The 20,618-nt window shown below is 74.6% G+C and carries 22 protein-coding genes; 12 read left to right on the top strand and 10 right to left on the bottom strand.

Translation table 11 applies throughout. The annotated features are described in order from the left end of the window. Positions 1-314: 314 nt before the first annotated feature. The 5 genes from ACFRQN_RS14240 to ACFRQN_RS14220 all read left to right on the top strand — a co-directional run bounded on the left by ACFRQN_RS14240 (position 315) and on the right by ACFRQN_RS14220 (position 5,077). Positions 315-707, top strand: a complete 393-nt coding sequence (locus tag ACFRQN_RS14240; protein ID WP_380740549.1) for a hypothetical protein — start codon at positions 315-317, stop codon at positions 705-707. A 124-nt stretch (positions 708-831) separates the two neighbouring features. After that, positions 832-1,716, top strand: coding sequence for a S1 family peptidase (locus ACFRQN_RS14235; protein ID WP_380740547.1), 885 nt, complete (start codon positions 832-834; stop codon positions 1,714-1,716). 65 nt (positions 1,717-1,781) lie between these two features. Continuing rightward, on the top strand, positions 1,782-2,789 hold the full coding sequence (locus ACFRQN_RS14230; protein ID WP_380740545.1) for an aldo/keto reductase: 1,008 nt from the start codon (positions 1,782-1,784) through the stop codon (positions 2,787-2,789). Between the two features lie 51 nt (positions 2,790-2,840). Beyond that, complete coding sequence (locus ACFRQN_RS14225; protein ID WP_380740543.1) at positions 2,841-3,665, top strand: DUF4253 domain-containing protein; 825 nt, start codon at positions 2,841-2,843, stop codon at positions 3,663-3,665. A 152-nt stretch (positions 3,666-3,817) separates the two neighbouring features. Further along, on the top strand, positions 3,818-5,077 hold the full coding sequence (locus ACFRQN_RS14220; protein ID WP_380740555.1) for an SLC13 family permease: 1,260 nt from the start codon (positions 3,818-3,820) through the stop codon (positions 5,075-5,077). Positions 5,078-5,296: 219 nt separating this feature from the next. Here ACFRQN_RS14220 and ACFRQN_RS14215 read toward each other — a convergent pair whose 3' ends face one another. From ACFRQN_RS14215 to ACFRQN_RS14205, 3 genes are all read right to left on the bottom strand, one after another. Beyond that, complete coding sequence (locus ACFRQN_RS14215; RefSeq protein ID WP_380740541.1) at positions 5,297-7,087, bottom strand: beta-galactosidase family protein; 1,791 nt, start codon at positions 7,085-7,087, stop codon at positions 5,297-5,299. A 105-nt stretch (positions 7,088-7,192) separates the two neighbouring features. Then, positions 7,193-7,666, bottom strand: coding sequence for a hypothetical protein (locus ACFRQN_RS14210; RefSeq protein ID WP_074001051.1), 474 nt, complete (start codon positions 7,664-7,666; stop codon positions 7,193-7,195). Positions 7,667-7,735: 69 nt separating this feature from the next. Further along, complete coding sequence (locus tag ACFRQN_RS14205) at positions 7,736-8,353, bottom strand: hypothetical protein (RefSeq protein WP_380740539.1); 618 nt, start codon at positions 8,351-8,353, stop codon at positions 7,736-7,738. 114 nt (positions 8,354-8,467) lie between these two features. On the opposite strand from ACFRQN_RS14205, the gene ACFRQN_RS14200 reads away from it, so the two are divergent. Then, positions 8,468-9,010: a hypothetical protein gene (locus ACFRQN_RS14200; RefSeq protein ID WP_380740537.1), complete on the top strand. Its 543-nt coding sequence runs from the start codon at positions 8,468-8,470 to the stop codon at positions 9,008-9,010. Between the two features lie 32 nt (positions 9,011-9,042). Here ACFRQN_RS14200 and ACFRQN_RS14195 read toward each other — a convergent pair whose 3' ends face one another. Both ACFRQN_RS14195 and ACFRQN_RS14190 read right to left on the bottom strand, forming a co-directional pair. Continuing rightward, complete coding sequence (locus ACFRQN_RS14195) at positions 9,043-10,119, bottom strand: response regulator transcription factor (protein ID WP_380740535.1); 1,077 nt, start codon at positions 10,117-10,119, stop codon at positions 9,043-9,045. A gap of 115 nt (positions 10,120-10,234) precedes the next feature. Then, complete coding sequence (locus ACFRQN_RS14190; RefSeq protein WP_380740533.1) at positions 10,235-11,179, bottom strand: NAD-dependent epimerase/dehydratase family protein; 945 nt, start codon at positions 11,177-11,179, stop codon at positions 10,235-10,237. Positions 11,180-11,342: 163 nt separating this feature from the next. Between ACFRQN_RS14190 and ACFRQN_RS14185 the strand changes: the two genes are divergently transcribed. Next, the gene (locus tag ACFRQN_RS14185) at positions 11,343-12,953 is read left to right on the top strand and encodes an ALF repeat-containing protein (protein ID WP_380740553.1); all 1,611 of its coding nucleotides are present in this window, start codon (positions 11,343-11,345) and stop codon (positions 12,951-12,953) included. Between the two features lie 217 nt (positions 12,954-13,170). Here ACFRQN_RS14185 and ACFRQN_RS14180 read toward each other — a convergent pair whose 3' ends face one another. Then, the gene (locus ACFRQN_RS14180; RefSeq protein ID WP_380740531.1) at positions 13,171-13,371 is read right to left on the bottom strand and encodes a hypothetical protein; all 201 of its coding nucleotides are present in this window, start codon (positions 13,369-13,371) and stop codon (positions 13,171-13,173) included. 216 nt (positions 13,372-13,587) lie between these two features. Here ACFRQN_RS14180 and ACFRQN_RS14175 point away from each other — a divergent pair, with 216 nt between their 5' ends. Beyond that, the gene (locus ACFRQN_RS14175; RefSeq protein ID WP_074001044.1) at positions 13,588-14,109 is read left to right on the top strand and encodes a peptidylprolyl isomerase; all 522 of its coding nucleotides are present in this window, start codon (positions 13,588-13,590) and stop codon (positions 14,107-14,109) included. A 94-nt stretch (positions 14,110-14,203) separates the two neighbouring features. Here ACFRQN_RS14175 and ACFRQN_RS14170 read toward each other — a convergent pair whose 3' ends face one another. Both ACFRQN_RS14170 and ACFRQN_RS14165 read right to left on the bottom strand, forming a co-directional pair. Next, the gene (locus ACFRQN_RS14170; protein ID WP_380740529.1) at positions 14,204-15,298 is read right to left on the bottom strand and encodes an RICIN domain-containing protein; all 1,095 of its coding nucleotides are present in this window, start codon (positions 15,296-15,298) and stop codon (positions 14,204-14,206) included. A 47-nt stretch (positions 15,299-15,345) separates the two neighbouring features. Continuing rightward, the gene (locus tag ACFRQN_RS14165; protein WP_380740527.1) at positions 15,346-16,461 is read right to left on the bottom strand and encodes an alpha/beta hydrolase; all 1,116 of its coding nucleotides are present in this window, start codon (positions 16,459-16,461) and stop codon (positions 15,346-15,348) included. Positions 16,462-16,663: 202 nt separating this feature from the next. Here ACFRQN_RS14165 and ACFRQN_RS14160 point away from each other — a divergent pair, with 202 nt between their 5' ends. After that, a complete protein-coding gene (locus ACFRQN_RS14160; protein ID WP_380740525.1) occupies positions 16,664-17,647 on the top strand; it encodes a hypothetical protein in 984 nt (327 codons plus the stop codon). A 172-nt stretch (positions 17,648-17,819) separates the two neighbouring features. Here ACFRQN_RS14160 and ACFRQN_RS14155 read toward each other — a convergent pair whose 3' ends face one another. Together ACFRQN_RS14155 and ACFRQN_RS14150 are read right to left on the bottom strand one after the other, a co-directional pair. After that, positions 17,820-18,095 (bottom strand): hypothetical protein, encoded by a 276-nt coding sequence (locus ACFRQN_RS14155; RefSeq protein ID WP_380740523.1) that lies wholly within the window; start codon positions 18,093-18,095, stop codon positions 17,820-17,822. After that, positions 18,092-18,484 carry an ATP-binding protein gene (locus tag ACFRQN_RS14150; RefSeq protein ID WP_380740521.1) on the bottom strand — a complete coding sequence of 131 codons (393 nt, stop codon included), beginning with the start codon at positions 18,482-18,484 and terminating at the stop codon, positions 18,092-18,094. Before ACFRQN_RS14150 ends, ACFRQN_RS14155 begins: the two co-directional genes overlap by 4 nt. A 237-nt stretch (positions 18,485-18,721) precedes the next feature. Here ACFRQN_RS14150 and ACFRQN_RS14145 point away from each other — a divergent pair, with 237 nt between their 5' ends. The 3 genes from ACFRQN_RS14145 to ACFRQN_RS14135 all read left to right on the top strand — a co-directional run bounded on the left by ACFRQN_RS14145 (position 18,722) and on the right by ACFRQN_RS14135 (position 20,384). Continuing rightward, complete coding sequence (locus tag ACFRQN_RS14145) at positions 18,722-19,579, top strand: helix-turn-helix domain-containing protein (RefSeq protein WP_375876274.1); 858 nt, start codon at positions 18,722-18,724, stop codon at positions 19,577-19,579. After that, positions 19,576-19,767, top strand: a complete 192-nt coding sequence (locus ACFRQN_RS14140; RefSeq protein ID WP_074001038.1) for a DUF397 domain-containing protein — start codon at positions 19,576-19,578, stop codon at positions 19,765-19,767. Before ACFRQN_RS14145 ends, ACFRQN_RS14140 begins: the two co-directional genes overlap by 4 nt. A 320-nt stretch (positions 19,768-20,087) precedes the next feature. Beyond that, positions 20,088-20,384 carry a hypothetical protein gene (locus ACFRQN_RS14135; RefSeq protein WP_380740518.1) on the top strand — a complete coding sequence of 99 codons (297 nt, stop codon included), beginning with the start codon at positions 20,088-20,090 and terminating at the stop codon, positions 20,382-20,384. The last annotated feature ends 234 nt before the right edge of the window (positions 20,385-20,618 follow it).

Below are 20,618 nucleotides of genomic sequence, written 5' to 3'. Positions count from 1 at the left end.
GTACCGCACAGGCGGTACGGGCCCCGGCCCATGTCCGCCCGCCGTCGCCGACCGTTTTCCTTATTCGCGGACTTCGCGAACCGGAATAAAACGGGCATGAGGGAATCCGCCCGCGCGCCGGACCCGCCGGACCCGCCGTACGAGCCGGACCCGCCGACGCGAGCCGGTCCACGCCTTCCCGCCCTCCGCCGACCGTCCCGTGCAGAATCCGGCGGTCGCGCCCGCCCCGGGTTGAGCCCGACGGCGGACCGGGACCGTAGACGTGGACGGGGCGCCCGCTGCCGGAGCGGGCGCCGCGGCGCGAGGAGGCAGGCGTGCTCAGGTTCCACGGCGCATGGCGGATCACCGTGGTCGGCACGAGCGCCGACTTCGACCAGCGGGCGGTCGTGCGCGGCGCGTACGGACTGCGGATGCTGCCGGGGCGGGTCGGCGCCACGATCGCGGTCGACGAGGAGAGCTGGACGCTGTCCCTGGAACACCGCCCGCGGGGCCGCACCTGGCAGCCCAACCTGCGCACCACCCCCGGTCCGGTCACCGAACACGACGGCCTGCGCAGCCAGTTGCTCACCAGCAACGACCGCCACTGGCCGGGCAAGCCGCTCGGCTACGTCAACTTCGTGCTGCGCCTGGAGCAGAGCGTCGCCCCGACCGGCGTCCCCCCGCTGCCGTCGCCGTCGCCGCGGGAGTACGGGCGGGCCACCCGGTAGCCCGACGCCGGGTCCGGGGGCTACCCCCAGGCCGGAGCGGCCCGCTGGCCGGGTGTTGCGGCGGGCGGGCGCCGAGTTGACTGGTCGTATCCGCACCAGCCGACCGACCGAAAGGCCGTCACCCGTGTCGTTCCGCACGACCGTCCGCACCGCCACCCGTACCACCGCCGCCCGTACGACCGCCGGCGAGCCCGCCTCCCGCCGCCGCGGCGCCCGGGTCGCCGCCGTCGCCGCCCTGGCCGCCGCGCTGGGCGCCACCGCCATGAGCGGTAGCGCCTCCGCGATCGTCAACGGCCGTGACTCCACCGAGCGTTACCCCTTCATGACCACCCTCCCGCTGAGCGCGAAGCAACTCGCCGACGGCGCCTGCGGCGGCACCCTGATCGACCGCCAGTGGGTGCTGACCGCCGCCCACTGCGTGGTGGGCACCGAGGACACCGGCGTCACCCTCAAGGGCACCGTGCGCATCGGCAGCGCCCACCGCGACACCGGCGGCAGCGTACGGAACGTCGAGCGCGTCGTCGTCCACCCCGGCTTCGGCTTCGGCGACGGCGCCACCCGCCCCAACCACGACGACCTCGCCCTCGTCCGCCTGGACCGCCCCGCCGCCGGGCAGCCCATCCGCATCGCCGACCACCCCGGCACCCCCGGCACCCCCACCCGGCTGCTCGGCTTCGGCACCGTCGTCGACACCCAGGACTACCAGCAGATGGTCTTCCCCGACCGCCTCCAGGAACTGCCCAGCCGCATCGGCGCACCGGCCGACTGCGCCCCCGGCTACGCCGACCCCACCCGCCTGTGCACGCTCAGCCGCGTCCCGCAGGCCATGGCCTGCTTCGGCGACTCCGGCGGCCCCCAGATCCAGCGCGGCCGCGGCGGCCGCTGGGAACTGGTCGGCGCCACCTCCGGCCCCGGCGCCCCCGGCGTGCCCTGCGCGGGCGGCCCCGGCCTGTACACCGACGTGCCCGCCTACGCCCCCTGGATCCGCGCCACCATCGCCGCCGGCTGACGGCCCGGCACCACCACGCGGCTAAAGTCCCAGGTGAGAACCGTCGCGCCCGAGGAGAGCCCGCCATGCCGACCGACCCCGCCGCCACCGCAACCCCCGCCCCCGCCGCGCGCCCGCACCCCGCGCGCCTCGGCCTGGGCACGGCGGCCGTCGGCCGGCCCGGCTACATCAACCTCGGGCGCGACACCGACCTGCCCGCCGACCGCACCGTCGACGCCCTGCGCGCCCGCACCCACACCCTGCTCGACGCCGCGTACGCCGCCGGCGTCCGCTACCTCGACACCGCCCGCTCCTACGGCCGCGCCGAGGAGTTCCTCGGCCAGTGGCTCGCCGAACACCCCCGGGCCGCCGCCGAGGTGACGGTCGGCAGCAAGTGGGGCTACACCTACACCGCCGACTGGCGGACCAGCGGAGTCGCCGCACACGAGGTCAAGGAGCACTCGACGGCCGTCTACGACCGCCAGATCCACGAGACCCGCGCCCTGCTCGGCGACCACCTGGACGTCTACCTCGTCCACTCCGTCACCCCCGACAGCCCCGCCCTCACCGACCCCGCCCTGCACCGGCGCCTCGCCGCCCTCGCCGCCGACGGCGTGCGGGTCGGCCTGTCCACCAGCGGCCCCGCCCAGGCCGACACCATCCGCCGGGCCCTCGCCGTCACCGCCGACGGCCGACCGCTGTTCACCGCCGTCCAGGCCACCTGGAACCTGCTGGAGACCTCCGCCGCCCCCGCCCTCGCCGAGGCCCACGCGGCCGGCTGGCTCGTCGTCGTCAAGGAGGCCATGGCCAACGGCCGCCTGGCCGGCCGCAACGCCACCGGCCCCGACACCACCGCCCTGCGCACCCTCGCACAGCACACCGGCGCGACCGCCGACGCCCTCGCCCTGGCCGCGGCCGCTGCCCAGCCCTGGGCCGACACCGTCCTCTCCGGCGCCGCCACCCCCGACCAGCTCACCTCCAACCTCGCCGCCACCCACCTGCGCCCCACCCCCGAGGACCTCGCCGCCCTCGCGCCCATGGCCGAGCCCGCCGAGGCCTACTGGCGCACGCGGGCCGCACTGCCCTGGTCCTGACGGGGCGCCCGCCGCCGGGCGCTGTCGGTGCCCGCCCCTACGGTGGGCCGCATGATCGAGCACCCGGACCTCGCCGCCGCCCTCGCCGCCCTGCCCGTCGACCTGCCGCCCGGCCGACTGGTCACCGAGGAGGACGGGCGGGAGCCGCTGCTGTGGATCAGCGACGACCCCGCGCCCGCCGGGCTGTGGCGGCAGCTGCACCGCGCCCACCCGCAGACCGGCCTGTGGCCGCTGCTGCTCAGCCCACTGGACCACACCGACGACGACTACCGGCCCTGGCTGTCCGGCGAGCTGTACCCGGCCGAGGCCTCCGAGCCCTCCCGCTACGACCCGCAGGCGCTGCTGCGCGGCTGGTGGAGGCAGGTCGACGAGGACGAGGACGGGGACGCGAGCGAGGACGTGAGCGAGGACGCCGGGATCCTGGACGAGGCCCTGGCCCCCTACGGCCGCGTCTGGCCCGGCCCCGCCCCCACCGCCACCGTGCCCGACGGCGCCGCCGGCACCGAGGCCCGGGAACTGGCCGAGGTGCTGGGCTCCGTCAAGGACGTCCGCCTCGGCCTGGTGCGGGCCGGCAGCGGCGCCGAGGCGCTGACGGTCTGCGGCTGGGGCGGCCCGGCGAACCACGCCGGCACCGGCAGGATCGCCGCCGTGCTCGCCGACTGGGAACGCCGCTTCGGTGCCCAGGTGGTCGAAGTCGGCTTCGCCACCCTGGAGTTGAGCGTCCCCGTGCCGCCCGCCACGCTCGCCGAGGCGCTCCCGCTGGCCGCCGAGCACACCGCCTTCTGCCCCGACCTCGTCTTCCAGGGCACCGGCACCCTCACCGCCTACGCCGAGCAGCTGGTGGGCGCCCACCAGTGGTCCTTCTGGTGGGACTGACCTGACCCCGGGGGGTACGGGCCCGGGGGGGCCGACGTCCCCGGCCCCCCGGACCCGCCCGGCGGCCGAGCGCCGCCGGTGTGGCATGCTGCGCCGGGCCGCGAACCGAGCGCGAGCACCGACCGCACCACCCCCCCCCCGAGGAGCACGCCCTGAACACCGCCTGCGCCGAAGCCCTGTCCGCAGGACTCCTGGTGCTCGTCCTGGTCTGCGCCGTCGCCCGGCCCTGGGGCTGGCCGGAGGCCGTCGTCGCCGTGCCGGCCGCCGCCCTGCTGGTGGCGACCGGCGCCGTCCCGCTGGAGCACGCCACCGCCGAAGCCGCCCGCCTCGGACCGGTGATCGGCTTCCTGGCCGCCGTCCTGGTCCTGGCCAAGCTCTGCGACGACGAGGGACTGTTCCGCGCCTGCGGGGCCTGGATGGCGCGCAGCGCCGCCGGACGCCCGCGCCGCCTGCTGGTCCAGGTGTTCACCGTCGCCTCGGTCGTCACCGCCGTGCTCAGCCTGGACGCCACCGTCGTCCTGCTCACCCCCGTCGTCCTGGCCACCGCCGCCCGCCTCGGCGCCCGGCCCGCACCGCACCTGTACGCCTGCGCCCACCTGTCGAACACGGCCTCGCTGCTGCTGCCCGTCTCCAACCTGACCAACCTGCTCGCCTTCACCGCCAGCGGCCTGAGCTTCGGCCGCTTCGCCGCCCTCATGACACTGCCGTGGCTGGCGGCGGTCGGCGTCGAGTACCTGGTGCTGCGCCGCTGCTTCGCCGCCGACCTGGACGCCGCCCCGGCCGAGACCCCCGAGACCGGACCGGCCCCCGCCATGCCGGTCTTCGCCCTGGCCACCGTCGGCTGCACGCTCGCCGGGTTCGTCCTCGCCTCCGCGCTGGACGTCAACCCGGCCTGGGCGGCGGCCGCCGGCGCCACCGTCCTGGCCGCCCGCGCCCTGGCCCGCGGCCACGCCACCCCCGCGACGGTGGTGCGCTCGGCCGCCCTGCCGTTCCTGGCGTTCGTCCTCGCCCTGGGCATCGTGGTGCGCGCGGTCGTCGACAACGGCCTGGCCGCCGGCCTCGCCCACCTCGTCCCGTCCGGCACCGCGCTGCCCGCCCTGCTCGCCACCGCCGCCCTGGCCGCCGTCCTCGCCAACGTCATCAACAACCTGCCCGCCACCCTCGCCCTGGTGCCGCTGGCCGCCCCCGTCGGGCCCGGCGCCGTCCTCGCGGTCCTGCTCGGGGTGAACATCGGCCCCAACCTCAGCTACGCCGGCTCGCTGGCCACCCTGCTGTGGCGCGGCATCGTCCGCGACCGCGGCGTACCGGTGGACCTGCGCGAGTTCACCCGCCTCGGCCTGCTCGCCGTCCCGGCCACCCTCACCGCCGCGGTCCTGGCCCTGTGGGCCTCGCTGCACCTGATCGGGGTCTGAGCGGGGCCTGACGGGTGCCGGAGTGCTGTGACCGCGCCGGGCCTACGCGGGGCGCAGGACGGGATCGATCCCCGCCAGGACTTCGTGCAGCCGGCGAGCCCCCGAGGCACCATGGTCGTCGGTGCCCATAGCAAGCCTCGCGTCACCGTGTCGTGGCGGAGCAGGAAGTCGGCGGGTCCGACGTCCCGCGTCGGGGAGTGGCCGGCGGGCCCGGGCCGGTCAGTACTCGGAGCTGGGGGCCGGTGTGACCGGGCCGAGGTCCGGTGCGTCGCGCAACTCCACCGCCGTGCCGTGGCGTTCGAGTTCCAGGACGACCAGTTCGTTGGCGCCGGCCCGCCACAGCGGGGCGGGGGCGTAGAGGGTGCGCTGGGGGCCGGCGGCGCAGTGGCGGCCGAGCAGGAAGCCGTTGAGCCAGAGCAGTCCGCGGCCCCAGTGGGGCAGGGCGATGAACGCGTCGGCGGGGGAGGGGAGTTCGGCGGTGAAGCGGTGGAAGGCCGGTTCCCCGTCGCGTACCCCGGCGTCGTCGGTGAAGCGCAGGGCGGACAGGTCGGTCAGCGGCAGGGGGCGGATCTGCCAGTCGAAGAGCCGTTGGTGGCCGTGCGAGACGCCGCGGGTGATGCCCTTGCGGTCGTCCATCTGCGGGCCGTAGTTCACCCGGCCCAGTGCCTCGACCAGGATGTCCAGCACGACGCCGTCGGGCCCGGTGGCCAGCGGCAGGGTCGCGCCGGGGGAGTTGCGCTCCAGCGTTCCGAGCGGGCGGCCGTCCGCGAAGACCTGCGCCCGGTCGGCCAACCCGTCGATGCGCAGCGGCAGTTCGGGGCGCGGCCCGGGCACGCGGGTGCGGTAGTGGATCAGGCCGCGATCCTGCCCGACCTGTTCCATCGGCAGCGGTGCGGCGTGCCGGCGCGGCCGCGACAGCGCGTCCAGGGCCTCGGCCAGGGGCGCCCGCCCGTGCGCGCGCTCCAGCCGCTGCGGCGCCACCCGGGGTACGGGGGCGGGCAGTTCGCCGTCCGGCAAGGGCAGGTAGCGGCCGATGACCTCGCGCAGGGCGTGGAACTTCTCGGTCAGCTCGCCGGCCTCGCCGATCGGCGCGTCGTAGTCGTAGCTGGTGACGGTCGGCTCGTAGCCGGCGTCCAGCGGGTGGGCGCCGGAGTGGTTGGCGCCGGACCACAGGCCGAAGCTGGTGCCGCCGTGCGCCATGTAGAGGCTGACGGAGGCGCCGGTGGCGAGGAGTTCGTCGAGCGAGGCGGCGGCCTCCTTGGGGTCGCGGACGTGGTGCGGCAGGCCCCACTGGTCGAACCAGCCGATCCAGAACTCCATGGCGGTCAGCGGGCCTTCGCCCTGGTGGCGGCGGAGCACCGCGAGGCGCTCGGGCGCGCGGGAGCCGAAGGTGGCGGTGGCGAGGTGGCCGGGGATGGCGCCGCCCTGCTGCATGGTGTCGTGGGCGCCGTCGGCGGTGAACAGCAGGCAGTCCACGCCGCGCCGCACCAGGCCGTCGCGCAGGTGGGCGAGGTAGGCGGCGTCGTCGCCGTAGCTGCCGTACTCGTTTTCCACCTGCACCGCCACCACCGGCCCGCCCCGGCTCGCCAGCAGCGGCAGCAGCTCGGGCGCCAGCGCGTCGAACCAGCCGTCCACCTCGGCCAGGTACGCCGGGTCCGCGCAGCGCAACCGCAGCCCGTCCACCGCGAGCAGCCGGGCGGGCAGCCCGCCGAACTCCCACTCCGCGCAGATGTACGGGCCGGGGCGCAGGATCACGTCCAGGCCCAGGCCGCCGGCCAGCCGCACGAACCGGGCCACGTCCCGCCAGCCGGTGAAGTCCACCGTCCCGTCGGGCAGTTCGTGGAAGTTCCACGGGACGTAGGTGTCCACCGTGTTCACGCCCAGCGCCCGCACCCGCCGCAGCCGGTCCTCCCACAGCCGCGGGTGCACCCGGAAGTAGTGCACCGCCCCGGCCACCACCCGGTGCGGCACCCCGTCCCGCACGAACCCGTCCGCGTCGTACCCGAGCATGCGCACACCCCGCCTTCCCGCAGGACACCCCCGCGGGCCCCGGAGGCCCCGGAGACCCGGCACCGCCGAGCCTAGCGAGGAACCGGCCATGGGGGCCGCCCGTGCTCAGGTGTCGTAGCAGCCGTTCCAGGGGGCGGAGAAGGCCAGGCCGTCCGGGTGGAGCTCCATCCAGACGCCGTCCTCCTCGTCCTCCTCTTCCTCGTCCACCTCCAGGACCAGGCCGAACAGGGCGCCTTCGAAGCGGACGTCGAAGGGCGCGATGGCGATGTCCTGGTAGTGCCGCCCCGGCAGGGCGTCCAGCCACTGCTCCAGCAGCCGCCGGGCTGCGCCGATCGCCTGCTGCTCGCCGTCTGCCGTCGTGCCGGTGAACTCGATGCGCGAGCCCAGGTGGCGGCCGGCCTCGTCGAAGCGGTGGAGGACGGCGTGCCAGCGCTTCTGCGGCTGCCAGTCGTCGCCGCTCCAGCCCTCGCGGTAGGCCGCGACGACGGTCGCGTAGAACTGGCCGCCCTCGCACCGCCCGATGGTGCGGGTGCGGTAGTCGGGCTGGTAGCCGATCGGGATGACCTTGGGAACGTTCACGGGCCGAACCCTAGCTCCCACCTGCGACAACGCGCGCCGACGGGGGCCGGGACGCCGGTGGCCTCGGGGTCAGCCGGTCGGCCGCACCACGGGAGGGAGCGTGATGACCGGGCCGATCGGCCGGCAGCCGTCGTACGTCATCGCCTGAAAGGGCGGGCAGTGGGCGTTCGTCGGCCCCGGCGCGGGTGGCGCGGGCAGCTCCGGCCTCGGCGGGACGGTCCAGTCGGGGGACGGCTTGGCGGCCGGTGCGGCCGGGGCCTTCGACCGGGCGGCCGGTGCGGCGGGCGGGGCCAGCGTGGTGGGCGCGGCCGGGGGCCGGGGGCGGGAGGTGGCCGGCTGGGCGGGCGGCTCCGTCCCGGCGTCCTGCGTCGCGGCGACCGGGACCACCGTCTCGGCGGGGTCGGGGTCGGTGCTCGCCGGGGCCGGAGCCTCCGCCGGAACCGGAGCAGAGCTCTCCGCCGGGGCGCCGGGCGAGGGAGCGGTCGAGGCGCTCGCCGAAGGACTGGCCGAGGCGGCAGGGCTCGCCTGGCCGCCCGGCCCGGCCGAGGCGCCGCCCGGGGACGCGGCCAGCAGTGCCACGCCGATCCCGGCCGCCCCGAGGACGCACACCCCCGCCGCGATGCCCAGTGACCGCCGCCGACGGCGCGTCACCTCGCCGTCCGCTGCCACTGTCGAGCCGTCCCGCATCTGGACCCCTCCCTGTTCTTCCTATGATCATGCCGCCGAACCGCGCGGATGCTAGCAGGCGCCGCGACGCGCAGCCGTAGCCGGGGGCGCGGGAGAACACGAGAGGGAACGACGGTGCACACAACCGACATCAGCGGGCTTCTGGAGCTCATGCCCCCGCCCGAGGGGGCCGGTGAATCCGGTGACTGGGCGGTGGTCGAGTCGGCGTGGGGTCTGCGGTTCCCGCGCGACTACGTCGAGTTCGTCGCGCGGTACGGGGCGGGGGAGATCGACCGGTCCCTCGCCGTGTTCGCCCCCGACGAGCTGATGCCGCCGGACGCCCCGCAGCCGGGCATGCGCGGCATGACGGAGGAGGCGCGCCTGCTCTTCGAGGAGGAAGGCGAGCCCACCGGCGAGGTGCGCTCCGCCGGGCAGATCGTCGCCTGGGGAGCGTCCTGCACCGCCGACACGCTGGCCTGGCTGACGGTCGGCGACGACCCCGACGCGTGGGCGGTCCTGGTCCTGGACCGCGACGGGGGCGCGCCCCGGGTCTTCGGCCCGGGCATGGTCGGGTTCCTCCACGGGGTGGTCTCCGGGGCGGTCGGCCCGAGCCCCGTCGGCGCCGTCGTCGCCTGGGGCGAGGAGCCGCCCCGCTTCGTCCACTGGCGGGCGGGGTAGCGGCCGGCCCGGGCCGGAGCCGCGTGCGTCCGCTACCGCGGCGGCAGGCCGAGGGTGGGGAGGTGGTCGGCCATCAGGAGGGCGACGAGTTCGCGGCGGGAGCGGACGCCGGTCTTGTGGAGGATGGCGGTGACGTGCTGCTGGACGGTGGGCACGGTCAGGTGGAGCAGCGCGGCGATGTCCTTCGTGCTGGCGCCGCGCACCGCGTGCAGGGCGACCTCCTGTTCGCGCGGGGACAGGCCGTGGGCGAGGATCGCCAGCGGCAGGCGCTGGACGGGGGAGGCCGGGGAGGCGACGACGGCGACGCCGCCGCGCCGGCCGTCCAGCGGGGAGGCGTGCAGGGACAGCCACTGGCCGTCGGGGGTGCACACCCGCACCTCGGCGGGGCCGCCGCAGCGGGCGGCCTGGCGGGCGACGGTGAGGAAGCCGCTGGGCACCCCGCCGGTGTGGGCGGTGGGTTCGGCCATCCGTCCGATCAGTTCGCGGGCCGCCGCGTCCGCCGAGCGCAGCCGCCCGTACCGGTCCAGGATGGCGACGGCCGGGGCGGGGGCGGGCGGCAGGGGGCGGGCGCCGCGCAGGGCGGCGAGGTGGGTGTCGCGCAGGGCGGCGCCGATCGGGGCGGCGACGCGTTCGGCCAGGCGCAGGTCGGGCAGGTCGTAGCGGCCGCGGGCGCGTTCGCGCATGAACGCCGCGGAGCCCCAACGGCCGCCGCCCACATCGAAGTTGATCCGCAGCTCGTCGCCGTATCCGCAGGGGTTGAGCAACTCCCGGTAGCGGACGCTGCGTTCGGGGCGGCCGTCGGTGGCCCGGTCGACGGTCTGCGCCCGGTGGCCGGCGGTGCGGATCGCGGTGAAGGTGGTGGAGTCCTCGCCCTGGAGCTCCAGGTGCACGGCCTGCTCGAACTGGGCGGGGTCCAGGCCGTCGGCGACGGTGGAGGTGGGGAACCCGGTGACCGGGTCGTTGCCGTGCCAGCAGCCGCCGTCGTAGCCGAGCGGTTCCAGCAGCAGGGTGTGCAGCTCGCGGAACAGCGCGGCCGCGGGTAACCCGGAGGACGCCAACTCGCCTATGGAACCCAGGACTTCCCGCTCAACCTCACGTCGTTTGGCCACGGACGGAATCCTACGGACGCAGGGCCTCCGTGTCCGGTGAACGGACGAGGAAGGACGGGTACGGAGCGATGCGGGCGAGGCGCCCGCCCCCGCCGGTGACCGGCGTTCCCGTCCGTCACCGGCCGTCGCGCTCGCGCCACCAGGCGACCGTGGCCCGCAGCTGCTCCTCCAGCGGCGTGGCGCGCACCGTGAACGCGGCCTCGTAGGCGGAGCAGTCCACCGTGAACGGCCGGTCGAACTGGTAGCGCGTCTCCCGCAGTTCGCGCAGCAGCGGGGAGAACAGCCCCGCCACGGCCAGCGCTGCCGCGGGCAGGCGGCGCACCGCGACCGGGCCGCCGCCGGCCTCGGCGGCCAGCCGCTCGACCATCGCGCGCACCGACAGGGGAGGGGCGGTGGGCACGTGCCAGGCCCGGCCCCAGGCCCGCTCCTCGCCCGCGAGTTCGGCCATCGCCCGGGCCACGTCCGGCAGGTAGGTCCAGCTGTGCGGGGCGTCCGGGTCGCCGAGCGTCGCGACCGGGCGGCCCTTGAGCAGGTTGGGCAGCACCCGCGCGGCCAGGTGGCCGCCGTCGGTGACGCCGGGGCCGAAGAAGTCCGAGGCCCGTACCTCCACCGCCCGGATCCGCCCGGCCTCGTGCAGTGCCCGCGCCCGCTCCCAGGCCGCCGCCCGCACCCGCCCCTTGGGGCCGGTCGCGGCGAGTGGCAGGTCCTCGGTCATCGGCCCCGCCACCGGCCCGTAGCCGTACAGGTTGCCGAGCATGACCAGCACCGCGCCGCTCTCCTCGGCCGCCGCGCACAGCGAGGCGCTCAGCGCCGGCCAGAGCCGCGCCCACTGCGGCAGCGGCGGCGCGGCGCAGCCGTGGACGGCGACGGCACCGCGGGCGGCCCGCGCCAGCGCCGCGGGGTCGCTCGCGTCCAGGGCGAGGTGCTCGACGCCGGGGACGGCCGGCCCTGCGGGGCGTCCGGTACGGGTGGCGACCCGGACCTCGTGGCCCTGTTCGGCCAGCAGGCGGGCGGTGGCGGCCCCGGCGGGCCCGTGTCCGACGACCAGGTGGAAGCTCATCCGCCACACCCTAGTGGTGGCCCCGGACGGGCGGTGCGCGGTGCGATTTGTAGCCGGGTGGGGGGAATGGGAGATTCGGCAAATAATTGGTATGGCAGTCGTAAAAGTAGATCTATGCTGTTGGCGTTTCATGATCCTTCGTACAAAGCAGGTCTTGCTCAAGATGAAGCTGCCCCGGGTGTCCGCCGTCGTCGCGGCCGCCGTTCTGGCCCCCGCCGTCCTCTTCCCCACCACGGCCTCGGCCACCGACACCCCCAAGCCGACCGGCGTCTCCGGCCCCGACACCGGCTCCGACTCCGCCAAGGACACCGCGCCCCAGGCCGACGGCCAGGAGCAGCGCGACCGCGCCGAGGTCAAGCGCATCCTCGCCGACCCGAAGAGCGGCGTCGGCGTGCGCGAGGCGGCCGAGAAGGCCCTCAAGGGCGGCGCCGCCGAACTGCGCCACTTCCTGGACGTCGAGTTCGACGAGCAGACCAGGATCGACAACCAGGTCCGGGTCTCCCAGATCTACGCCGTCGGCGGCCCGGCCGTGAAGGCGGCCGCCAAGGCCGCCCTCCGCGGCACCGACGAGGACATCACCGCGTTCCTGACCACCGGCCAGTACGCCGCCCGCGCCGAGGACGAGGACCGCGCCAAGGTCGCGGCCATCCTCGCCGACCCGCTCACCGGCCCCAAGGTCCGCGAGGCCGCCGAGAAGGCCCTCAAGGGCGGCGCCGCCGAGCTGCGCCACTTCCTCGAGGTCGAACTCGCCGAGAAGCAGCAGCCCGACAACCTGCTGCGCCTCACCCGGATCGCCGACGGCGCCGAAGGGGCCGACCCCGCGCTGCGCCTCGCCGCCGCCGTGGCGCTGAACGGCAGCTACCAGGACGTCCTCGACTTCCTGGCGACCGGCCAGTACGCCGCCCGCGCCGAGGACGAGGACCGCGCCAAGGTCGAGGCCCTGGTGGCCGACCCCAAGACCGGCCCCGGCGTGCGCGAGGGCGCCGAGCAGGCCCTCAAGGGCGGCGCGGCCGACCTGCGGACCTTCCTGACGACCAAGCTGCCCAGGCTGCGCAGCGACGACAACCGGGTCAAGCTCAGCCAGCTCATGGAGCAGGGCGGCCCGGGCGTGCGCGAGGCGGCCGGCAAGGCGCTGGACGCCGGCACCGACGCGGCCGTCGAGGCCTTCCTCAACGAGGGCTTCGCCAAAGCCCAGTTCGAGGACGACCGGGTCGAGGTGCTGCGTGTCATCGCCGACAAGGAGACCGGCCCGCACACCGCCGCGGCCGCCCAGAAGGCCATGGACGGCAACGCCGAGGACGTGCGGCGCTTCCTGACCGTCGAGCTGCCGAACCTGCGCTTCAGCGACAACCGGCTGAAGGTCTCCCAGATCATCGAGACCGGCGGCCCCGCGGTGAAGAAGGCCGCCATGGCCGCCTACGAGGGCAGCTACGCGGACCTCCTGGCCTTCCTCAAGGACGGCTGGGCCAAGGCCCAGGCCGAGGACCAGGCCGCGGCGGCCAAGCAGGGCAACGGCGCGGGCAGCGGTACGGGGACGGGCGCGGGCACCGGTGGCACCGGGCAGCAGCCGCAGACCGTGCAGCCGGCCGGCCTCACCACCGGCACCGGGACCGGCACCCGTACGGGCGGCGGCACCACCGGCACCACCGGTTCCGGCGCGCTCGCCGCCACCGGCACCGACGGGCTCGGCTGGGAGGCCGGCGGCGCCGCCGCGGCCCTCGCCGCGGGCGCGGCGCTGGTCGTGGCCGCCCGCCGCCGCTCCACCGAGAGCTGACACCCGGGAGCAGAACCCGGAAGCAGAACCCGGGGGCTGACACCCCCTCGCGTCCCCGTCCACCGCCCACCCGGGCGGCGGCCGGGGACGCGCTCGCGTTCAGCGGTCAGGGCCGTCCGATCGCCAGGCAGCCCGGCACCCCGCCCCCGGCCGACGCGGCGGCTGGCGCGCCGCCTCGAAGACGGCCCGGCGCCGGTCCCGCCCGGAGGACGACGGCTCAGCTGCCGTCCCCGCCACCGTCCCCGCCGTTGTCCCCGCCGTTGAAGCCCACCTGGCGGCGCCGGCGGCGCTGTGCGCCGCGCAGCGCCTTCCCGGCGCCGAGGGTGAGGGCGGCGGCCGCCCGGGTCCAGCGCGGCCCGCCGCGGTCGGCCCACACCACGCAGCCGCACCCCGCGACCACCAGGACCAGAATCCCCACCAGAACCGCACCGACCATCACGGCCACCCGCCTTTCCCTCGACGCCCTACTGCCTGGTAGGACGTGCGGACCGTCCCACCCGGTTCGGCCACGAGGCCGGACGCTGTGCCAGGATGCGGGTGCCGAACGGCCCAGGTCACCGTACCGGTCGTACGGGAACCGTACCGACCAGAACCACCCGCCACCCACCCGTCAGCCGTACCCCGAGGAGTCACCGTGGCCACTGCCCGGTTCGCCACCCTGCACACCACGGCGGGCCCGATCCGCCTGGAGCTGTTCCCGTTCCACGCGCCGAAGACGGTCCGCAACTTCGCCGAACTCGCCGAGGGCACCCGGGAATACACCGACCCGCGCACCGGCGAGCCGGGCCAGGGCCCGTACTACGACGGCACGCTGTTCCACCGGGTGATCAAGGGCTTCATGATCCAGGGCGGCGACCCGACCGGCACCGGCACCGGCGGCCCGGGCTACGCCTTCGCGGACGAGTTCCACCCGGAGCTGTTCTTCACCAAGCCGTACCTGCTCGCGATGGCCAACGCCGGCCCGGGCACCAACGGCTCGCAGTTCTTCATCACGGTGGGCACCCCCGCCCACCTCAACCGCAAGCACAGCATCTTCGGCCAGGTCGCCGACGCCGCCTCCAAGGCCGTGGTCGACGCGATCGCCGCCGCCCCGACCGAGGACGAGCGCCCGGTCGAGGACGTGGTGATCACCTCCGTGGAGATCGAGCAGTCCTGACCCGCAGCCCGCCGGCCCTCCCGTCCGGCCGGCGGAAACGCGAAGCCGCCGCCCGGCGCGGTGCGCGGGCGGCGGCCGTGGAGCGGGCGCGGTGTCAGGAGCAGCTGTTGAACGTCGCGCTGGTGTTGGCGATGTAGAGGGTGGCGCCGCCGTTGGGGTCGGAGGTGACCGGGATGGTGATGGTGTCGTCGGCGGTCCACGGGAAGCCCTGGGCGTCGAAGGTCCAGGTGCCGGTGACCTTGCGGGCGAGCTCGGCGAGCGTCACCCAGCCGTACTGCTGCTGCGGGACGGTGACGGTGACGGAGTTGTTGACGCTGCGCGAGCCGCTCCAGACGTTCTGGAAGCTGATGCCGGTCTTGACCGAGGCCTTGAACACTCCTTCGGCGCCGCCGCCGATGTCGCTGCCCAGCTCGGTGCCGATGGTGTTGGACCAGCCGCTGGTGTCGGTGACCGCGAAGGACTGCTGGACGGTGCTGCTGGTGTTGTTGAACCAGATCGCGGAGGCGCACACCCGCGGCAGCGGTGCGGCGGGGGCCTCGCTCTTCGTGGCCCAGGAGCAGGCGGAGATGTTCTTCTGGCACTGCTTGGCGGCGTGGTCGACGGCCAGGTTGCGGGCGGCCTGGGCGAAGCCGGTGGCCCACTGCTGGTTGGCGGTGCCGTTGCAGGCGTACTGGTCGGTCCAGGCGTCGTCGTAGTTGCCGCCGAGCAGCAGGTCCAGGCAGGTGTTGTCGCCGGCGTGGCGGATCATGAACGCGTCGCCGCCGCCGGGCGCGGGCTGGAGGAACCAGCGCTGGCTGGCCTGTCCGGCGCAGGTCTGCTGGCGCAGGGCCGGGGTGAGGAAGGCCAGGTCGATGCACTTGCCGGTGTCGTTGTTGACGATGGTGAAGGTGTAGTCCGAGGGGTCGACGTTCAGCCGCCAGGACTGGTGGTAGCCGGGGGCGGAGTTGGTGACGATGTAGGCGCCGTCGCCCATGTTGCCGTTCTGGACGTCGAGTTGGCGCCCGTTGCTGAGCGACTTGATGGTCAGGCACTGCTGCGGCGAGGCGCAGGCGGCGAGCGGGGCGCCCGGCGCGGGCGCGGCGGCGCGGGCGGGGGCGGCGGCCAGGCCCAGGGCGGCGCAACAGGTCACCAGGAGGGCCGCGAGCAGGCGCAGCCAGGGCGCGGTGCGTCCGAGGGGCAGGGTGGGCAAGGGGTGTCCTTTCGTCGGGGGAGAGGGTGGGGAGAGGAGGTCAGAGGTCAGGAGGCGGCGGCGAAGGCCGCCTCCAGGCGCGGGACGTAGTCCACGAGGTCCTGCGCCCAGCAGCCCGCGGTGTGGCCGCCGTGGCAGTCGGCGCCCCAGCCGGTGCCGTCGCCGTAGTCGGTGAAGCGGTACGGCAGGCCGAGCGCGTCCAGGCGCTGCTTGAGGCGCTTGGCGGTGCCCTCGGCCCAGAACTCCATGTCGCCGGGGCTGTTGTTGCCGTTGCCGGTGTAGACGGCGATGCCGGTGTGGTCGAGCACGGCGGCACGCGCGACGGGGTCGGCGGCGTTCCAGCGCCAGTCGGCGTTGAACACCGGGTACGGGCTGCCGAAGATCGCGTCGCTGGAGACGGTGGGGCCGAAGTCCAGGCCGCAGGGGTGGCCGTCGCTGGGGCCGCAGAGCACGGTGCCGGCGTTGACCAGGGTGGCGACCACGGCACCGCGGATGATCATCTCGTCGGTGGACAGGTCGTTGGCGCCGGACATGGTGAGGACCTGGCCGAACAGGTCGGGGCGGTCCTGGGCGTAGTGCAGGGCGCCGAAACCGCCCATGGACAGCCCGCCGACGGCCCGGTGGGCGCGGTCGGTGCGGGTGCGCAGGTTGGCGTCGACGAACGGGAGGACCTGGGTGAGGTGGAAGGTCTCCCAGTTCTGCGCGCCGGCGGCGGTGCCCTGGTCGAGCCAGTCGGCGTACCAGCCGCGCAGGCCGCCGTCCGGGATGACGGTGATCATCGACTGGGCGGCGGTCAGCGCGGGGTAGGCCAGCGCCGGGTCGCTCGGGTTGTCCGAGGCGCCGTGCAGGAAGTACAGCACCGGGTAGCGCTTGTCCGGCCGGGACGCGTAGTCGGCGGGCAGCAGGATGCGGATGGTGTGCGGTCCGGCGACCTGCGGGGTGGTGACGGTGATGACGAAGTTGGTGGCGCTGCCGGTGGCGGCGCCGACCTGGGTGAGGCCGAAGCCGTCGGTCAGCGGTGGCGGCGCGTCGGCCCCTGCCCCGGCCCGTACGGAGGCGGTTGCCGAGGCGGACGCGGGTGCGGCGGGTGCGGCGAGCGGGAGCAGGCAGGCGGCCAGGGCGGCGAGAACCGCGCGGGCGCGCCGGAGCCGGGCAGGGGGCATGGGCGTCCTCGGCCTTCCGTCGTGTCTTCCGTCGTATGACTGATCGCCGTCAACTCTTGCCAGGGGCCCCGCCCGGACGCCAGAGCCCCCGGTGGCGCACCTGGGCCACCGGCGCATGTGCGCCGCCGCTGCGGGTAGGCTCCCCCGGCTCCGCCCGGGGCGGGTACGAGGGGCGGAGTACACCGTGACATTGGGGGGTGTCGTGCACGACGTACTGGAACCGGACTCCGAACGCGGCCGCGTCTACCACTGCCTGGTCGGCCGGCCGCGCGCCCGCGTACCCGAACTGGCACGGGAGGCGGGCCTGGACGAGGAGGCCGTCCTCGCCGTGCTCCGCGACCTCGCCGACGAGGGCGTCGCGGTGGCCTTCGACACCACCGACAGCGCCGACGACCGCGACCACGCCTGGGAGGCCCTGCCGCCCGCCCGGGTGGTCGAGGCGGTGCTGCAGCACGACGCGCTGCGCCAGGCCGCCGCCCGCCGGGCCGGCGCCGAACTGGAACGGCTCTACCGCTTCGCCCGCCGCGACACCGGCAGCTACGGCGCGCTGGAGGTCGTCGACGACCCGTCCGAGGTGCTGGCCGCCAGCCACCGCCTCCAACTCGCCGCCCGCCACCAGGTGCGGGTCATCGACGTGCCGCCGTACTCCGGCAGCCGCGCCCACTACCTCGACCAGGAGGTGCTGCAGCGCCGCCGGATGGCCGCGGGCGTCGTCTACCGCGCCATCTACCAGGGGTGCGCGTTCCAGGACCCGGTGGCCGGGCCCAACATGGCCCGGATGATCGAGGCGGGCGAGCAGGCGCGGACACTGGACGAGCCGCCGCTCAAACTTGCCATCGGGGACGACGACCTGGCCATCGTCACGCTGCGCGCCGACGACGGGCCGGGCGTCGTCTCGCTGCTGATCCGGCCGTCCGGGCTGCTGAACGCGCTGAGCGCGGTCTTCGAGACGCTGTGGCGCCTGGCCGTGCCCGCCTCCATGGCCGGCGTCGACCCGCGCATCGACGAACGCGACCGGCGGATCCTCACGTTGATGGCCGGAGGCGCGACGGACGACGCGATCGCCCGCCGGCTGGGGCTGGGACGGCGCACGGTGGTGCGGCGGGTCTCCACCCTGCTGGCGCACCTGGGGGCCACCACCCGTTTTCAGGCGGGGGTGCAGGCCGCCCGGAGGGGGTGGCTGTAGGCGGGGCGCCGGCCTGACTTCTGACGCGGCGCGTCGGCGCGGAGGGGCGCGAGAAGTCGGATCGGCCGACTTCTCGCGGCGGGCGGCGACGCGGCCGTCGTCGAAGTGGAGCGGGCAGTGGACCGGCCGGTGCCGAGGCGGCGGTCCGGGCATCAGCAGCCCACGTGGCCGATCACGTGGGCCGCTGGGCGGGGTTGGCCCAGCTGATGCGGATCTCGCGGTCGCCGGCGGGGATGACGAGGACGGGTTCGTCGGCGAGGTCGCGGATGATGTCGCGCCGGGCGCAGGGGCCGGTGAGGCGGCGCTCCAGGGCGTAGTGCTGGAAGCGGGACATCGGGCGGTAGCGGACCGAGTCCCAGAGCCGGCGCAGGAGGTCGTCGCTGAGGGTGTGGACGGCGGGCGGCTGGTGGTCCGGGATCTCCACGAGGACGTCGTGATCGGCCCTCACGCGGTCACCTCCGACCAGACGATCTTGCCGGTGTGCTCGCGCGGGGAGCAACCCGTCCGGTTGGAGAGGGACTTGACGAGGTGGAGGCCGCGTCCGGCCTCGCCGTCGAGGGTGAGGGCGCGCAGGACCGGTTCGCGGTTCCGCCGGGCGTCGTGCACCTCGATGCGGAGGCGGGCGGGGTCGAGGTCGAGGGAGAGGTAGATGCGGTGGCCGGGCGGCGTCCCGTGGACGAGGGCGTTGGTGACGAGCTCCGAGACGATCAGGAGCCCGGAGTCGCGGTACGGCTCACCGGCGGGGGTGGAGGCGAGGAGCGAGGCGAGGAGGGAGCGCCCCTCGCCGGGGGAGCGGCGGCTGCGCGGCAGCCAGGTGGTGGAGGAGTGGCAGGACATGGCGAATCCACCTTCCAGGTGCGGAGTTTGAAGCCATGTGGAGGCATAGGGATGCCCGGCAGCAGGTCAGGATCAGTCACTCAAGAGACCTGAAGGACTACTCCCTGTAGCATGCTCTGCAATGGCTTCATTGTGCAAGCGCGCCATCACGCAATTGCGCGGAGTCGCAAGATTCTTGTGACCGCCAAGGGAGGTGGCAGACTGTGACCCGACGTCAACCAAGAGGGAGCGACGAGCGTGGACAGTCCAACCGTGCTGCGCCGTAGGCTCGGCTCCGAGCTGCGACGATTGCGCGAACGGACCGGGCGTCAGGCCAAGTCCGTTGCGGACGAACTCGGCTTCAGTGCAACCAAGGTGTCGCGGATCGAGTCGGGTCAGACGACCCTGAAGGAATCAGACATTCGCGCGATGCTCGAACTGTACGGCGTCAGCGACGAGGCCGAGTTGCGGCAGTTCATCTCGCTGACCCGCCGCAGCACGCAGCGCGGCTGGTGGCACGACTACGCGGACACCCTGCCGGACTGGTTCCAGACCTACGTGGGCCTTGAGGCCGACGCCGCGCGGATTCGCTCCTATGAGTCCGAGTTGATTCCTGGGCTGTTTCAGACCGCCGACTACGCACGCGAGGTATTTCGGGCCTTCCGGTCGGAGCGGAACGGTGACCAAGCCATCGAACGGCGGGTGAAGCTCAGGCTGCAACGCCAAGAGCTCGTCCGGAGTCCAGAACCACTAGCCGTTCACGCTGTGCTCTCCGAGGCCGTCCTTCGACGCGTGGTCGGGGGCGCTCACGTCATGACGGAGCAGGTCGGCCACCTGGTTACGACTTCGCAATTGCCCAACATCACCATCCAGGTGCTTCCGTTCAGCGTGGGTGCTCACGCGGCGATGGGGACGAATTTCCGCATACTTTCCTTCTCGGACGTGCCGGGCGAGGTCGTCTACTGCGAGTCGGTCAGCAGCAGCCTCTACATCGAGAAGGAGGCCGACATCCTTCGGCATGAGACTGTCTTCAACCAGCTAACGTCGTTGGCGATGACTCCGGAGGACTCCGTCTCCTGGATGCAGAAGCTGATGACAGAAGGGTACGGAGTATGAACTGGCACAAGAGCAGCTACAGCAATCCCTCTGGTGGCGACTGCGTCGAGGTGGCCGATGGCGTCACCGGCGTGGTTCCGGTGCGGGACAGCAAGGATCCTCACGGGCCGGCTCTCGCTTTCACCGCTGAGGCGTGGCAGTCCTTCGTTGCGGGCGTCCAGGCCGGCGACTTTCCGGCCGGTTCCTGAAGCGTTTCTTGCCGGGCGGCCTGCGGAGCACGCAGGGCCGCCCGGTCTGCTTGATGCGCTGGGCCAACGTGAGGGCCCTTGGAGCGCCTCGACCTCGCAGCGGGGGGCGGGCGGAAAACCTGAAGCCTCCACGCCTCCTCGTGACTATTGTGCTGCCGGGTAGGCCGCCCCGACCGCTGGAGGCTGATTCGTGCTGACCGATTCGCACCCGCCGTAGGTACCTCTGGAGAGCCCGGAGGGCCCTACGGAGGCCCCTGATGTCCCGAACCGTCCGCACGACTCCCCGACAACTCCGCGTCCAAGAAGGCGCATCGCACTCCATGTCCTTGTACGACCTGCGCTACACCCGCGCCGAACTGGCCCGGGCCGCCCGCGAAGGCCGCCGCCCCGCCCCCAAGAAGACGCGCCGCCGGATCACCTCCTGGCAGTGGCAGGTGCTCGACTGCAGGACGGGGTACTTCTCCACCGAGATCGCCACGGCCGAAGGCCGGGCCCGCCTCCGGGGCCGGCTCGACGCCCAGCGGATCCGTGGACTGCACCGCGCCGGCCACGACCTCGCCGGCGCGGACATCCCCCCGGTCCGCCACCGCCACGACGCACTCTGGCACGCCTGGTAGCCACGAAGCACCCTCTGCGGCCCGCTCCTCGGCTTAGCCCCGGATGCGTCGCGGTCCTTCGTCGAGGGCGTCCGGGTGGATGGCTTCCCGGTGGTCGGCTGGCCCAGTACCGTGGGGGGGCCCCCCCCCCCCCGGGGCGCCCCCCCCCCCCCCCCGGGCCCCCCGGGGTGAACCCCCGGGCACCAGGGCGGGGCATGCGTAAATTAACCCACAGCCAGGGGGATAAAAAAAAAA

Origin of the sequence: Kitasatospora sp. NPDC056800 (genome assembly GCF_042789775.1) — a bacterium.
GTDB lineage: Bacteria > Actinomycetota > Actinomycetes > Streptomycetales > Streptomycetaceae > Kitasatospora.
Note: the sequence above shows the minus strand (reverse complement) of the source record. Positions and strands in the feature narration are given on the sequence as shown.